11 protein-coding genes and 3 pseudogenes are annotated in these 15566 nt (G+C 67.8%); 8 read left to right on the top strand and 6 right to left on the bottom strand.

What is annotated here, in order from left to right:
* Positions 1-38: 38 nt before the first annotated feature.
* Positions 39-1994, bottom strand: coding sequence for a tetratricopeptide repeat protein (locus ACZ5VQ_RS46705; protein ID WP_469110333.1), 1956 nt, complete (start codon positions 1992-1994; stop codon positions 39-41).
* 1199 nt (positions 1995-3193) lie between these two features.
* Between ACZ5VQ_RS46705 and ACZ5VQ_RS46700 the strand changes: the two genes are divergently transcribed.
* The 6 genes and pseudogenes from ACZ5VQ_RS46700 to ACZ5VQ_RS46675 all read left to right on the top strand — a co-directional run bounded on the left by ACZ5VQ_RS46700 (position 3194) and on the right by ACZ5VQ_RS46675 (position 10088).
* Positions 3194-3511, top strand: a complete 318-nt coding sequence (locus ACZ5VQ_RS46700; RefSeq protein ID WP_469110332.1) for a CU044_2847 family protein — start codon at positions 3194-3196, stop codon at positions 3509-3511.
* A gap of 4 nt (positions 3512-3515) precedes the next feature.
* A pseudogene (locus ACZ5VQ_RS46695) lies at positions 3516-5297 on the top strand (serine protease); the annotation flags it as partial.
* 201 nt (positions 5298-5498) lie between these two features.
* Positions 5499-7013 (top strand): annotated as a pseudogene (locus ACZ5VQ_RS46690) (ATP-binding protein); the annotation flags it as partial.
* A gap of 270 nt (positions 7014-7283) precedes the next feature.
* Positions 7284-8216 (top strand): annotated as a pseudogene (locus ACZ5VQ_RS46685) (IS256 family transposase); the annotation flags it as partial.
* 331 nt (positions 8217-8547) lie between these two features.
* Positions 8548-9366: an aminoglycoside phosphotransferase family protein gene (locus ACZ5VQ_RS46680; RefSeq protein ID WP_469110331.1), complete on the top strand. Its 819-nt coding sequence runs from the start codon at positions 8548-8550 to the stop codon at positions 9364-9366.
* Positions 9367-9587: 221 nt separating this feature from the next.
* Positions 9588-10088 (top strand): hypothetical protein, encoded by a 501-nt coding sequence (locus tag ACZ5VQ_RS46675; RefSeq protein WP_469110330.1) that lies wholly within the window; start codon positions 9588-9590, stop codon positions 10086-10088.
* 95 nt (positions 10089-10183) lie between these two features.
* Here ACZ5VQ_RS46675 and ACZ5VQ_RS46670 read toward each other — a convergent pair whose 3' ends face one another.
* The 5 genes from ACZ5VQ_RS46670 to ACZ5VQ_RS46650 form a co-directional block, all read right to left on the bottom strand.
* Positions 10184-11677, bottom strand: a complete 1494-nt coding sequence (locus tag ACZ5VQ_RS46670) for a UvrD-helicase domain-containing protein (RefSeq protein WP_469110345.1) — start codon at positions 11675-11677, stop codon at positions 10184-10186.
* The gene (locus tag ACZ5VQ_RS46665; RefSeq protein WP_469110329.1) at positions 11674-11958 is read right to left on the bottom strand and encodes a hypothetical protein; all 285 of its coding nucleotides are present in this window, start codon (positions 11956-11958) and stop codon (positions 11674-11676) included. Before ACZ5VQ_RS46665 ends, ACZ5VQ_RS46670 begins: the two co-directional genes overlap by 4 nt.
* A gap of 190 nt (positions 11959-12148) precedes the next feature.
* Positions 12149-12349, bottom strand: coding sequence for a hypothetical protein (locus ACZ5VQ_RS46660; RefSeq protein WP_469110328.1), 201 nt, complete (start codon positions 12347-12349; stop codon positions 12149-12151).
* On the bottom strand, positions 12349-12930 hold the full coding sequence (locus tag ACZ5VQ_RS46655) for a DUF6083 domain-containing protein (RefSeq protein WP_469110327.1): 582 nt from the start codon (positions 12928-12930) through the stop codon (positions 12349-12351). The genes ACZ5VQ_RS46660 and ACZ5VQ_RS46655 overlap by 1 nt, the downstream gene beginning before the upstream one ends.
* Before the next feature lie 73 nt (positions 12931-13003).
* Complete coding sequence (locus ACZ5VQ_RS46650; protein ID WP_469110326.1) at positions 13004-13267, bottom strand: helix-turn-helix transcriptional regulator; 264 nt, start codon at positions 13265-13267, stop codon at positions 13004-13006.
* 724 nt (positions 13268-13991) lie between these two features.
* Between ACZ5VQ_RS46650 and ACZ5VQ_RS46645 the strand changes: the two genes are divergently transcribed.
* Both ACZ5VQ_RS46645 and ACZ5VQ_RS46640 read left to right on the top strand, forming a co-directional pair.
* A complete protein-coding gene (locus ACZ5VQ_RS46645) occupies positions 13992-14480 on the top strand; it encodes a hypothetical protein (RefSeq protein ID WP_469110325.1) in 489 nt (162 codons plus the stop codon).
* A gap of 218 nt (positions 14481-14698) precedes the next feature.
* Positions 14699-15334, top strand: coding sequence for a BlaI/MecI/CopY family transcriptional regulator (locus tag ACZ5VQ_RS46640; protein WP_469110324.1), 636 nt, complete (start codon positions 14699-14701; stop codon positions 15332-15334).
* Positions 15335-15566: the final 232 nt, after the last annotated feature.

Here is a 15566-nt window from a genome sequence, read left to right as displayed (position 1 = left end):
CCGGTACTCGATCGCCCGCTTCTCTCAGCCGGAGTGCATCACGCTGTATCAGATTGTCTCGTCAGCCCCCGCAAGGCATCCCGTGCCTTGAGCGTCTGGGGATGGGCTGCTCCCAGGATCCGCGACGCCGTCTCCTCCACGCGGTGGAATAGCGATCGTGCCTGATCGGTCTCGCCGCGCGCGTGTAGTACCCGTCCGAGCCGGTACTGAGTGATGAGCACGGCGGGGTGTTCCTCACCAAGTACCTCCTGGCGAGCGGACAGGACGTGGAGGAGTTCGCGGCACGCCTCATCCCGCTGCCCCAGATCGTCGAGGACGCATGCGAGGTTATGACGAGCGGTCAATGTCCGGGGATGGTCATTGCCAAGCAGTCGACCACGGGCGGCCAGGACCTGCTCGTACTCGTCCTGAGCACCGCGTAGATCGCCTTCATCGTGCAGGACGCGTGCCAGCTCATGCCGGGCCGCCAGTGTGTACTTGTGCTCTTCTCCACGTACCCGGCGGTGAACCTCCAGCACTGCGGACAAGTGTCCGTGAGCGGTGTGAAGGTCTCCGCTGTCATGCAGCAGCCTGCCGAGCTCATGACGTGCGATGAGGGTATGGGGATGTTCCTCACCCTGCAACTCCGCGTTGTTTCGCCACACCATCTCGTACAGGTGGCGCGCCTGATCGAGTCGCCCGAGATCGTGCAGTGCGCGGGCCAGGTGCTGCTGGCTCGAGAGCGTCTCGGCATGCTGCGGTCCCCAGAACTCCAGCCGGACTGCGAGAACTCGCTGGAGCTGGTCGGCTGCTTCATGCGGCAGACCACGCGCACGCAGATAGCGGCCCGCCATCTCGGCAGCCTCAGCCAACCGGGTACGGGACGAGAGCTCTAGATCTGCATCCCGGGTGCGCTCAAGCAGTGCGAGCGCATGGGGGAAGAGGACCTGCCACGCCTGCCAGGAGCGCGGTTCCTCCGGTTTTTCCAGGTCGTCAAGTTGCAGAGCATGGCCCAGTAGATGTGCAGCCTGTGCGACCCGGGTCCGAGACCTGCTCGCGTCACGAATCAGCGGGTGCAAGGAAGCTGTGGGCAAGGAGTCCGGCAGGTCCTGGAGGTCGACCAAACCGAGCGCATCCAACTCACTCAGAGTCGCCCAGAGCCCGGCACCATCCAGCCCCGCGAACTCTTGGTGAACACCGGCCAGCGCAGTGGGCCGTAGAAGCAGCGTGTAGGGAATGGGAGCACCAGCGAAGGTCGCGAGCAGGTCCAGCAGCGAGCCAGCGTATGGGAACCCATGAGCATGCAAGTAGTCGACCGACAGACGCCAGGTTTCTCCAATTGCCTGCGCGGGATGCAGACGGGCGCCGGCGGGCCCGTCCAGCGCTGCGTGATAGGAACTGAAGTCAGTGGGGGTATGTGGGTCCCGAAAGGCTCCTGGCATTCCGTTCACCTCGGCTAAATAGGAACCAGCCATACGCAACGCCAAAGGCAGCCCACCGAGCCGGCGGGCCAGCGCCCGGGCCGCGTCGAGGGAACCCGCCGCTGTGCCCGCGTGATCGACCAAGATCTCCGATGCTGCGCCGTCTGACAGAGGGATCACTGAATGCAGCTTCGCTGACGGCCCCCACGCGCGAGCAGTTCCATCGCGTGTCGTTACCAGGATTAACCCTGACGGAGCGGCATGCGGCCTTAACCATCCCGTCCCCGCCGCCAGACGCCCCGGCCCGTCGAGTACACGTGGATCATCAACATTGTCCACCACGAGTACCCAGTCATAGGGTGCGCGCGCCAGGCACTCCCACAGCGCATCGGCCGCCCAGCCCGCCGATGCCTCCTCTCGGCTCAGACCGGCCTGCCGGGCCAGTGCCCTCAGACCGCCGTCCAGCACGACAGCCTGACGGGCATCAATCCACCATGCGATCCGGCGGGGTACGCCCGCAAGCCCGCGTTGCAAGTGATCAATCACCTCCAGAGCCAATGCCGTCTTGCCACAGCCGCCAAGACCATGCAGCACGTGCAGACAACCCTCTCCACCTGACCGGCACAGCTCCAGCAGCCTCGCCAACAGGGCGTCACGGCCACGGAGCGGGTACGCAGGGTCGCGGTCTCCCACCGGAGGTGCCAGGGTGACAGGAGCATCATGAGGATCGTGTTCGCGTCCCATCACAACCTGCCGGATCTGAACGTGACCAGCAGCCCAGGAACCTGACTGCGCCACCACACTCGCTGTCGCCGGTGCGCCCAGTGCAGGAGCCCTCAGCGGCCCCCTTCCTGCGAAGATTCCTGGAAAGGGTGTTCAACGCGCAGGTCTCCCTCTACACGCACCACTCCACCAGCCACCGATCCGTGATCGGACCGAACGCTCAAGTCCCTACCAGCCTTGGCACTGTGTGTGTCGGCTGACGGCATCGGGTGTCCCGCCAGCGCGATGAGTTCCTGAAGGTCACGGACATATGTGCCCTGCTCCTCGAACGGAACGCTGCTCATCAGCATCTCCAAGCGTGTCTGCCACACGCCTTCCCAGCGCGCCCTCTCGCTTGGGGACTCACGATTAGGTTCACAAGAGACCAGCGCAGTCTCCGTCTGGTCCAACCGCCCTAGCTCGGCCGACTCTTGCTGCGGATCACCACGCCCCAGCAGCCGCGCCGCCGTCCTCCGCACCCCGGCCCATGCATCCGTGCCAGCAGCCTGCACGATGGCCACTCCCCCTGCCGCAGCTAACGCCGCGAGCGCTTCACCCGCCACAGAACGCCCCCCTGTCCGTGCCCCGCCCCATCCAGGCCAACAAGAATCTGCCCGCTTCCAACTACATGCCTCAAGAACCGAGTGATCACCCCTCCTCATGACAGTCCGGCACACTGGGAGGTTCCCACGAGCTGCTGCGACGGCCAGTTCAGCGCCACGGGACCACACAGTCCCTCGTACGCTGCCTGCCGCCCAACCCAGAGTGCTGCCCTTCACGCCGGTCACCGCCACACCCATCGCGAACCGCCGTCTGCCACAGCCCTCGAAGCCCCTGGTCCGGTGCGCGCGGCGCATCGGCTCCCACCGGCAAAGGAGTGCTTCGGGTCCAGCAGCGTGCCGACATCTTTGCGGAACGGTCAGCTGGCGTTCTGGCCGGATCTGGTGGGAGCGGGACTGCGGCTTTCACTGCGGGATCACCGCTGGATGTCCCACCATGGGTTCCTTGTCTTGGAAGCAAATGGGGAGACTGTGGCGGAGCTCATTGCGATGGTCGTGGATGGCTGTGAAGAAACGGCCGTCTTCGAAGTGGACAGCGGCCTGTCGGGCTCAGACCTCGAACTGGCGACAGATGATGGGACGGTGGCCCGTGCACAGACGTCGTTGCACGCGGCATTACAGCGGGTGCGGCCGGCCCTGGCACAGGTATCCGACGCCGTGAAGGAACTCCAGCCGGACGAAATGGAGATCGAGTTCGGCCTCAAGGTCGGTGGCGAGAGCGGCGTGATCATCGCGAAGGGGACGGCCGAAGTGAACTTCGCCGTCCGTGTGCTGTGGAAGCGCGCCTGAGCTCATGCATGCTCAGCGCGAGGGGTTCATCGTCAAGATCCGCGCACAGACATCGGAGGCTCCCGTCGGTGTCGGGGTCGTCGTGGGCGACCGGCACATCGTCACTTGTGCTCATGTAGTCAACGCCGCGCTCGGCCGTGACAAGTTCCATCGTGAGCCTCCGTCCGAACGTGCCCGCGTTCAGGTGGAGTTCGTCCTGCTGGGCGACGGCGAGGGTGCACCGCTACGAGAGTGCCGAGTGGCAGCCTGGGACGCGCCTCCCGGTTCCGCCGGCGCTGGCCGTGATATCGCAGGACTCGTGATCGTGGGCGGGGACGCTCTTCCCCGCGGGGCGGGTCCGGCCCGGCTGGTGGATGCGCGGGTCGGCGTGGTTGCCGATGCGCCGGTTTCCGTCTTCGGATTCGCGCGTGTCCCCGAGCGCCGGACCAACGGCGCGTGGAGCACGTGTGTCTTACGGGGATCAGTCGGAGGGGGACTGATCCAGCTCGATACTCACTCTGAGGCAGCCCTGCGGGCCCAGCCCGGCTACAGCGGCGCCCCGGTCATAGCGACAGACCGCTGGGGTGATGTGGTGGTCGGCCTGCTGGCCATCGCCGGAAGGACCGACCAAACTCAGGATGCCTACGCCGTTCCTCTGCCGGAGGTGGCAGCTGCCTGGGCGGACGTCTTGGGCCGCGCCGTGCTGCCCCCGTGCCCCTACCGGGGACTGCAAACCTTTACCCCCCAAGACGCCATGGCAGGGGTGTTCGTCGGGCGGGAACGGGAGGTCAAACGCCTTCAGGACATGGTGAAAGCGCAGCCCTTGGTCATGGTTACGGGCCCCTCGGGCGTGGGCAAGTCGTCGTTGGTGGCGGCCGGCCTGCATCCGGTGCTGGAGAACGACGGGTGGAGGGTGAGCACGTTCCGACCGGGAGCTGCCCCCTATGAGTCGCTGGCCCGCGCTCTGCTCGACCTGGAACATCCGGGCGCCAACCACTCCCTGGAGCAGCTCGAGCGCCGGGCGTGCGCCCTGCGGGAAGAGGGCTTCTGGCCCGTGGCGTCGAAGACTTCCCTCCTGGCAGGCAAGCCTCTGACTCTGGTGGGAGATCAGTTCGAGGAGGTGCTCAGCGGCACCGGCAGCACCGATCCTCTGCAGTTTTTGCAGCACCTGCTCCCACCCCCGGATATGGTGCAGGATCCACGCGTTCGTCTGGTGTGCACGCTCCGTGCGGACTTCCTTCCCGACCTGCTGGAGCTGCCGGACATCGGCGCCCGTCTGCAGGACCGGCAGCTGAACGTCTCTCCCCTGAATGAATCAGCGCTGACCCGGGTGATCGTGGAACCAGCGCACCTCACTGGCGTCACCTTCACCCCGGGGCTGGCAGAGAAGATTGCCGCCGAAGCCAGCAGGTCGCCGGGAAGCCTTCCGCTGCTTGAGTTCGCACTCACACAACTATGGCCGTTGCAGCACGAACGGCAGATCAGTTTCGACAGCTACTACGGCCTCGGCGGCGTGTCCGGAGCACTCAACCAGCACGCCGAAAAGGTCTACCAGGAATTACGCGAACAACTGGGACTGCAGGACCACCGCATTCGCCGCGTTCTGCTGTCCATGGTGCGCGCCCGCGGCGGGGCTGCCAGCGCCGTACGGGTCACCGCCCAGCGTTCGCACCTTGGTCACGACTGGTACATCACCCAGCTCCTGGCCGACCCTGACCGCCGCCTTGTCGTCCTGGGAAGCGGAGGGCCCGAGACAGCAGAAATCGCACACGAAGCCCTCATCAGGGAGTGGGGCCGACTGTCAGCGTGGGTACAGGAAGACGCCGTCTTTCAGCAATGGCTAGCGGTGATGGAAGAACGCGCCCGGGACAAAGACCTGCTGTCTGCCACCCGGGTGGCAGAGGCGCAACGGTGGCTGGGCGAGCGCAGAAGCGACATCCCTCAGGACGTTGCGGACTTCATTGAGCACAGCAGCGCAGTAATCCTGGAACAGCAACAGACTCAGGAGATGCTCAGCCAGTCGCAGGAACTGACGGACGAACTACGCCGGCGATCAGCCGAGCTGGAGAGCCGGCAGAAAACTTTGCAGGACTCCAACGCCGAGCTGGAAGAGAAGGCCGAACTGCTCGCCCAGCAGAACCGCGACATCGAGGTCAAGAACACCGAGATCGAGGAAGCACGGCAGGTCCTGGAGGAACGCGCCGAGCAACTCGCCATCTCCATGCGGTACAAGATCAAGTTCTTGGCCAACGTGTCGCACGAGCTGCGTACGCCGCTCAATTCCCTGCTGATCCTGGCCAAGCTGCTCGCCGACAACGCGGACTCCAACCTCACCCCGAAGCAGGTCGAGTTCGCCGAGACGATCCACGGCGCGGGCTCCGACCTGCTCCAGCTGATCAACGACATCCTCGACCTCTCCAGGATCGAGGCAGGCAAGATGAGCGTCTCGCCGACGCGCATCGCTCTGGTCCAACTTGTCGACTACGTAGAAGCCACTTTCAGTCCGCTGACGGCAGAGAAGCGCCTCGACTTCTCCGTACGAGTGTCGCCGGAGCTGCCGGCCACCCTGCACACGGACGAACAGCGGCTCCTCCAGGTGCTGCGCAACCTGCTCTCCAACGCCGTGAAGTTCACCAACGCGGGAGCGGTAGAACTGGTCATCAGGCCCGCGGGTACTGACGTGTCAACCTCAATCCGGGACCAACTTCTGGAGTCGGACTCAGCACACGATCCGAATGCCGACCTGATCGCGTTCTGCGTTCGCGACACCGGCATCGGAATCGCGCCCGACAAACTAGAGATGATCTTCGAGGCGTTCACACAGGGGGACATCACGACCGTCCGGAGGTACGGCGGCACTGGGCTCGGGCTGTCCATCGCACGCGAAGTCGCTCACCTCCTCGGCGGGGAGATCCACGCTCAGAGCGAGCCAGGGCGAGGCTCCACGTTCACGCTGTACCTACCGCTTGACTCGAGTCTCTCGCCCAAAGACACCGAGGCCCCTAGCCGTACAGAGCCTGCACGCCCTACCGCGTCCGAGGTTCCGCCGTCTAACACCCGGGCCTCCTCGGCTTCGGCGACAGCCCGCACGGATACACGGCGGAGCGCAGACGAAGACGCTGCGCTGCGCCTGCCTCCTGGTCGGTTCGACGGCAACACAGTACTGATCGTCGACGACGACATCCGCAACGTATTCGCCCTCACATGCGTCCTGGAACAGGCCGGCCTGTCGGTGCTCTACGCGGAGAACGGACGCGAGGGCATCGAAGTGCTTGAAGGCTACGACGGCACAATGGCTGTCCTGCTCGACATCATAATGCCCGACATGGACGGTTACGCGACCACAATGGCGATCCGCAAGATGCCCCAGTTCGCCGGACTGCCGATCATCGCACTCACCGCGCAAGCAATGCCGGGCGACCAGGAGAAGGCCATCGAGTTGGGCTTTTCCGACTATTTGGCCAAGCCAGTCAACCCCGACGACTTGATGTCCGTCTTGCATGCATGCATGACCGCGTCATAGCAGGCCAGTGCACAACATCGAGGAGGCCGATCCGGGCCCCGGTAGCCCTTCCCTGTCCCGCCAGCTGCAGTGCGAATACTTCGCGATCTGGGACCAGTCCCGCGCCCAAGCAGCCTTCGTTCGCGCACTGCCGCCGGGTTGCGTCCAGGGAAGTGGTGTACGGGTTCGACCTGATCCGGGGGTTTGCTCCGGCATCGGGATGGTGCCCGCATAGCTGAACGACTACCGGCTGATCTTCGAAGTGTCAAAGCCTCGAAGGAGATCAGCACGATGACCGCACCCGACAGTCTGCCCCTGCACGCCCTTGCCGAGGACAACCTCGCCGCGGCGAGTCCCGATCTGCTGCGCGCGATGGTCAAGACGTTCGCCGACGCGCTCATGTCCGCGGAGGCCGATGCCCTCTGCAATGCCGAATACGGGCAGGTCAGCGACGAACGGGTCAACCACCGCAACGGATATCGCCCGCGCGAGTGGGACACCCGAGCGGGCACCGTCGAACTCGCCATCCCCAAGCTCAGGTCCGGCAGCTACTTCCCGCACTGGCTTCTGGAACGGCGCCGCCGGGCCGAACAGGCCCTCATCAGTGTGGTCGCCACTGCCTACCTTCTGGGCGTCTCCACCCGCCGCGTCGAAAAGCTCGCCGAGAGCCTGGGCGTCACCCAACTGTCGAAGTCCCAGGTCAGTGCCATGGCCAAGCACCTGGACGAGCAGGTCGCCGCCTTCCGGAACCGACCGCTGGACGCCGGCCCCTACGCGTTCGTCTGGGTCGACGCGCTCACGCAGAAGGTCCGCGAAGGCGGGCGCATCATCAACGTCCATGCCCTGATCGCGGTCGGCGTCAACGCCGACGGCCACCGCGAGATCCTCGGCATCGACGTGGCCACCGCCGAGGACGGCGCCGGCTGGCTCGCCTTCCTGCGCTCGCTCATCGCCCGCGGCCTGTCCGGCGTCCAACTCGTCATCTCCGACGCCCACTTGGGCCTGATCAACGCGATCGGTGCCACCCTGCCCGGCGCCAGCTGGCAGCGATGCCGCACCCACTACGCCCGCGCACTGCTGAGCCAGGTCCCCAAGTCGGCCCAGCCCTGGGTGGCCACGCTGCTGCGGACCGTCTTCGAACAGCCCGACACCGACGCCGTCCAAGCCCAGATGCGCCACGTCCTCGACCGCCTGGCCACCAAGGCGGCCGGTAGCCCCCATCACCATCTGAAGACGATCCAGCTGCCGGCCAGCCTCGTGATGGACTCAGCGCTCGACGGGCGCGGACCCATCGCCGACGCCACCGCCCGGGGATGGGACGTACGCGCTTCCGCGCCCCTTCACGGCGGAGGGCTGCCGCACCTGGCCACCGCCGAGCTCGCGGATCTGCTCCACCCCCGGCTGAGCATCGCCCAAGCCTGCCTCCTGGCCGTCGCGTCCTGCCCCGGCGTCTCAAAAGTGCTGCTGTCGGCCTCGACTCCGGCACACTGGGACGCCGCTCGCACCGCCCTCAACGAGCCGCCCCTGCCCGCCGAGACCCTGCGGAAGGCCCTCGATGTACTCGCCCCCCACCACCCGGACTGACGAACAGCGCACCCTGGCCGCCCAGTCGGCCGCCGCCCACGCCCTCGGCATCACGTTCACCGGCCCCCGCCAGTGGGGCTACCAGGGACGCACCCTCGGCCAGCAGGCCCGCCACCCTGCCCACGGAGCCTGCTGGCTGCGCCTCATCTCCGCCCCCGCCGACAAGGCGAACGGAAAACTCTGGGACGGCACCGCAGAGGCCGCCGCCGCGTTCCCCACCGTACACAAACCCGCCCTGCACGCCCTCCACGACCTGGACCACGACGGCTTCGCCTTCCGCGCAGAGCTGTCGGAGTTCATCACCAGTCCGATCTGTTCACCCGAGCCCGTCCTGCGCACCGAACGGAACCTGGCCCCGGCATGGTGGACACGCCTGCGGTCCGACCTCGACACCATCGCCGCCACCCACACCACCCGCGTCGCCGTGCGTCAGCAGTGGATCGCACGGGCCCTCCCCCAGCACGCCGGGGTCCCCGCACCGGACATCACCCGCTGCGCCACGGCCCACGGCGACTTCCACTTCGCCAACATCACCGAGGACCCCATCATCTTGGACTGGGAGGGCTTCGGCACCGCCCCCCTCGGCTACGACGCCGCCATGCTGTACGCCTACTCCCTGCTCGCACCCGCCACCGCCGCCACCATCCGCCGGGAACTGCCCGTCCTCAACACCCCAGCCGGCACCACGGCCCTCCTCGTCGTCGCCGCCGACCTCCTCCAGTCCTGCTCCCGCGGCGACCACCCCGAACTCGCCAACCCCCTGCACTCCCTCGTCACCTCCCTCACCTGAGGAATCACCAGCGCAGACGGGCCCAGGACTTGATGCGCAGCAGATACACGAATCCGCAAGACCAGTACGCAGCAGCCGTGAACCACTGCCGCAGTTACCCACGGAACTGCTGTGCACGCGGTGGCCATGAGCCCTCCGGCGACAGGCCGCGGGCCATCCGAACGGGTGAGCTTTTGAACGCTCTTCCCAGATCGGTGCCCGCCTTGCCTACCGTCACCGAGATGGAAACCGAGTATCTACGCCATGGCGTGCCTTTGGCGGATTATCAGCTGACCCGGGCCGACCACAGCAGCCAGCACGAGGCGGTACAAGTCCATGAGTGGGTTCAACGCCACGTCGCCCAGGCCCCTCGCTGGTCAGACAAGCATTGGGAGCAGATACAGGATCTCCTCGGTCCTCCGACTCCTGCGTGGGAGCTGCAGCGATGGCGGCTGCGCTTGTACTGCGGGCACGTCATCGAGGCGACCCGTCTCCGGAAAAGCCCACGGCCCGATGGAGGACTCGGCGACAAGGAGCGCTGCCCGGAGTGCGGTCTGGACCCCGCCGTGATCGTCACCTTCGAGCCGCTGGGGCCCGTCGCCGCTCCCCCACCGGACAAGCGCTCCCGGATGCCCAGCCACTCCACCCGGAAACCACCCGGAGATCGGCGCAGCAAGGCCGAACTGGTAGCCGAGAACGAAGCGTTGCGTGCGGAACTGAGCGCCCTGCGAAATCAGGCATAGACCAACTACGCGCCCAATGAGCCGGTCTGGCGAATCGGCACGCCGTTCGTCCAGGTCCGGACGGTTCTTGACCCCTCTCCTCGTGAGCCGGGGGTCTACGTGGGCCCGTCCTCGGCCCGCGGTGACGGTGGCTCGGGTACGTCAGGGTGGTTCTCAATCCAGGACAGGCCACTGGTGTCGAGCCGGTAGCGGGCACGGGTGATGGCGACGTAGGCGAGGCGAGCTTCGCCGTCGTCGATCGGACCAGGGATCGTGTTGCCGGTGGCATCCAGCTGGTCGGTGTCCTTGGGCGGGGTGAAGTCGTCGGCGATTTTCACCCGCGGCCATCCGCGTCCTTTGGCCTTGTAGGCGGTGGAGGCGGTCACCTCTGCCTGGTTCTCGGGGGCAAGTTGGGCAACGGCGGACAGGATGGCGTCGGTGCCGTGGGTGTCGACGAGGTCGACCAGCGGCTGCAGATCCCGTCCGGCCGGGTCGTAGGCGGCGTAGTCCTGCAAATCGCCCCAGGAGGGGAACAGCACCAGTTCGGGATGGGTCGTGCGGCGGGCTTCCTTCAGGTCGCGGGCGGCCAGGGCCAGGGCGCGCAGGCTGTCTCCTCCCCCGACCAGGGCAACGCGGTGTCCGATGGTCAGCAGGTCCATGACCTGGGCCATGGCGCCGACGTTGGTGCGGCACAGGACGGCGTCGGGCCGGGTGAGGGGGCCGAGTTCGGTGGGCACGGTCTCGGTGCCGGTGAGGCGGATCGGGGCGTCGACGATGGCCAGCCACCGGTTGGCCTCGTCAGCGAGCCGGGGGCCGAAGCGGAAGGACTGGGACAGGGCGAGCTGGGTGCCGTCGAAGCCGGTCATGACGTCTTTGGCACCGCGCCAGTGGTAGATGGCCTGGGCGGAGTCGCCGACCATCACCAGCTGGGCGTGGCCGCGCTGGTTGAGGAAGATCTGCTCGACGACGGGGTTGGTGTCCTGGGCCTCGTCGAGCAGGAGGAAGTCGGTGTCGATCTTCGGACTCGTGAGGGCCCAGATTTTCAGGTAGTGGTCGTGGTCGAAGCGCACGACGCCGTCGTCCGGGTGCTGGAGGTCGTCCCAGGCTTTGCGGGCGAACGGGACGATGTGGGCGGCGAGTTGGGCATGCAGCGCGCGGTCTTCGAGGCCGCGCAGGCGCGGGACGTGGCGGCCGGTGATCGTCGGGTCGGCGGTGTGGCAGCAGCGGGCCACGGAGCGCAGGGCGGCGTTGGAGAGGGTCTTTTGTGACAGGTCGCGTTCGCCGATGCGGATGGCTTTGGTGATGCCGAGGGCGTGTCCGGTCTGCCAGGCGGGGCGGCGGGGCGCGTTGAGACGCTGGGTGTAGCGGTGGCCGGTGGCGGCGTAGGCCAGGGCGTGGGCGGTCTTGCAGCTGACGGTGGAGGGGAAGCGGGAGCGTGCGTCCTGGGCGATGGCCCGGTTGTAGGCGAGGTAGCGGCCTCGGCGGGTGGTGGCGTGGGCGAGCTGGGCCAGGGTGGTGGTCTTGCCAGTGCCCGCTCCGGCCTGCAGCGCCAGGTGGTCGCCGGTGTGGAAGGCGTCGGCTGCGGCCTGCTGTTCGTCGGTCGGGTTCAGCACTGCGCGGCTCCAGAGGTGTGGGTGAGGGCACGCCCGATGGCTGCCAGGAGGTGGGAGGCGGTGGTGTGGGCGAGGAGGTGCTGGACTGCTTGGTCAAGGCGGTTGGCTTCCTCGCTGCGGTGCCGGGCGATGGCCCGGTGGACGGCCAGCTGCAAGAAGATAGGGAGCGGTTGTCCCGCTTCGTCGGCGACGGTCCTCAAGGCGGCGTGTGTGGCGGGCGGGAAGGCGACGTTGAGCAGAATCTGGCCGTCTGGGTCGGGGTAGTGCGTGGTGATCACGTCGATGGGCAGCCGTCCGTCGATCTGATGGCGCAGTCGGGTGAGGCTTTGTCCGGGGTCTTGGCGCGCACCAGGGCCAGGAGGTGGGTGGCGTCATGGTGCCGCGAGCGGCATTGTGCGGGTGGCCTGGTGGAGTTCGGCCGGGGCGAGGGGCCAAGTCAGAGCAATGTCCAGGCATGGTGCGACATCGTCATGCCCTCCTGCAGCGGCCGGGTGTGGGGTGTGGCAGGCGGGTGTGGATGTGCACGGTGTGCAGGAGGGGGTCGAAGACCTGCCATCCGGCCAGGGTGAGATCGGCGGCGCCCGGGGTCGCGGCATGGTCGGTACAGTGCTGGGTGCGCCAGCGCAGCTGCTCGGTGTAGGGCAGGCGGCTGAGGTCGTAGACGGCCATCAGAGCGGCGGGCAGGGCAAGTTGGCCACGTTGCGGGCTCGCGGGCAGGAGCGTCCAGACGCCGGCCGGGGGTCGAGGACAGGGTGGGGGCAGCGGCGGCGCTGGCGTGTCTGGGCGACGCAGCGGATGCCGTCGATGGAGCCCTCGGCGAGGTAGCGGCCGAACAGGAGCTGTACGACAGCCCGGTCCGGACGGCCGTTGTCCGCGGGGGTCTTGCAGGGGGTGGGCGGGGCCTGGGTGATGGCGCCGGTGTCGATGAGGCGGCGGGTGCGGACGGCGAGTTGGCGGCGCATGGCCTCGATGTGCGGGCTCATCCGGGTGGTTGGGGTGCGGCTGGGGCAGAGCACGGGGTGCGGGATGCGGCACCAGGGGCTGCCGTCGCCGTGGGGGTGGGCGATGCCGCTGCTCAGGTGCCAGCGGCAGGCAGCGGGCACGCGGGCGGTGGCCAGTTCGGCGGGGTGCAGGGCGATGGGCCGCTGGTCGGCGCGCGGATAGAAGTCGATGCGGTTGCCACACCGGCGGCAGTGGCCGCTCTGGCCCGTGCGCAGCAGGCGGCTGGGGCTGGCGGCGGCCCGCAGCAAGCGCCCACGTGTTCGGCGTGTGCTCGCCGGTTCGGGTGATTCGTAAAGCGGTGCGCGACCGGGCGCTGCGTGGTCAGGGGTTCGGCGTGCCGGGTGGGGTGTGGTCGTCGCAGAGGGTGCCGAGCAGGTGCTCGATGGGGACGTCGAAGGTGTGGGCGAGGGCGTGCCAGGTGGTGACGCTGCCGGTGGTGCGGCCGTGTTCGAGGTCGATGAGGGTGCGCCGGGCCAGGCCGCTGCGGCGGGCGAGTTCGTCGAAGGTCCAGCCGCGCTCGCTCCTCAGCCGCGCGAGCGTCACGCGCAGCGCGGTGAGGTCGGGGTCGGGCGGCAAGATCGTCACCCCACCATCCGACGGTGCAGCACCCCGCCCTGTCAGTGCAGACCTCTGCACTATCGGTCGAGGTGGGGGTGACATTCACGGTGCAGGAATCTGCACTACCGTGCGTGCGTCCTGGGTGCTTCCGGCGGGAACACCCGCCACAGAGGCTCGGACAGACAGGAGGACAACGGGCCGATGAGGCTTGCCGGCACGCCTGCCGCAGTGCGGCGTATCTGGACGGTTGAACTGCGTTCACGGGCGGGCGGTCCGAGTCTGGTCTGCCCCCACTGCACCGTGCACGCCGCTCCCCTCACGGCGGCCTCCGCGCGGTCCGCGGCTCTGGCACATCTGGCCTGCCATGCGCGCACTGACGCGCTGCCGGGATATCTGCGCACCTGTCAGTGCCGGGCACGGGGCTGCTCCTGGCATCCACGTCACCGCGGCTGCGCCGGGCCGGTGCTCCTTGCCCTCACCCGCGACCGCAGCGGCCGCACCTGGCGTCTCGCCGACGCCTGCGCCGCGTGCGCGGCCGCCACCAGTCACACAGCCGTCGTCCCCGCCACCCTGCTCGCTCCGCGCCGGCCCGGATGCTCCGGGCGCCGGCCCGCGCCGCCGGGCGGCCCGGCCGAACGCGCCCGCGTGCGGGAGATGCTCACCTACCTGGCAGCAGCGCTCCCCCAGTTCACCTCCCCCGCCACCCGGCTCCTCGCCCTGCAGTGCGCTCTTCGCGCCGACACCCGTGGTCATGTCCGGCTGCCCGCAGGCCTGCTGCGCGGCATGCGGCTGCGCGGCCGCACGGGAGTTGTGGGAAGAACTGGAGCAGGCCGGGTGGCTGCGCTGTACGGGACGCAGGACTCCCCTTGTGGAGGCGCGGCTGCTGGATGCCGCCGTCCTCTGGCAGCAACCGGGCAGCCGAGCGCGGGCCCGCGCCGCGCACTGGGCTCTGCGCCCCACTCCACTGGCACTGCCGGCTGGACGGCCTCCGGCCATGCAGTTGACCGCGCTCGCTCTGGCCGCGCACCTCACCTCAGGCGGTGCTGCCAGCAGCACCGACATGGAGGCACTCGCCCGCCTGTGCGGACACTCACCCCACCAGATGGCCGAACTCCTCGACCGGCTGACCACATCACACACACTGGCCACCTGGCAGCACTCCCGCGAAACCGACGAGATCCTCTGGCACATCCCCCAGCAGCACACCGCAGCACGGCCCGGTGAGCATAGATCGCACTGAATTGCGATCCACGGATGACAGTGCGACTGAGCGCAAGACATCACCCGAGAGGAACAACCGACTCCGCCTGTCCGTACTATCGCTGCACAGGGACGACCTACAGCAGTCTCGGCCCACCCATAAGCTCCGTCGACGCCAACGGGAGCACCTCGCCGTCCAGGTGCCTGCTCTGCAGGATCCTTCAGCCCGCGGCCTCGCCCCGATGAAAGGCCAGCACCATGCCTGACACCCACACCTCCACCACCGAACTGACATCGCAGTACGCCGCCCAGGTGACCAGCGACCTTGAGCGCAATGCCAAGGAACAGGAACGCATCACGGCGGACATCGACGCGCTGCAGGAACAACTGCGCACCTTGCAGCACGACCACACCGTGCTGACCAACATGCAAAAGGCGCTCGGCACCTCCGACACGGCCACCCCACAGGAAACCGCAGCGCCCTCGGTACCGCGGCAGAAGACCGACACCAAGCCCGGTGCGGGCAAGCGGGCACGGGCGAAGAAGGCTCCCGCTGCGCAGGACGGCAAGGCAGCCAAGGAGACGGCTTCCAAGAAGCCCGCGGCCGCGCCCCAGGAGGCGGCCGCGAAGGCAACCGGGCCCACCCTCGTCGAGCTTGTCCGCCGCCACCTCGCCGATCAGGGCGAACCCCGCTCCGCGGCGGAAATCACCACCACGCTCGGCCAAGCCCATCCCGACCGCACCATCAAAACCACCGTCGTGCGCACCACACTCGAAAACCTCGTCGCCAAAAGCCACGTCCAGCGCACCAAGCAGGGCAGCTCCGTCTACTACACGACCGGCGAACCCGCGCCGGCCGCCCCGGCGGAACAGACAGACTCCGACACCGCCTGACCGTCAAGACGTCCGCCACACACCACCATCGAGGTGCTGGCCACACCGCCGCTGCCGAGCGGACGGAGCCCGAACCGTGGTCGACTCTGCGGGCTTGCAGCCCGGTCTCCGCTGCCGGTACATGGCAAAGACACCACCGAAGCATGCTGCCGGACGGAACCGGAGCGCGGGCCGGATGGTTGGAAAGGGCGTGGACGACACCTATCTCGACGAGGTCTTCGAGCTCACCGAC

This window comes from Streptomyces sp. NPDC033178 (assembly GCF_055577685.1).
This window is presented reverse-complemented; position numbering and strand designations above follow the sequence as displayed.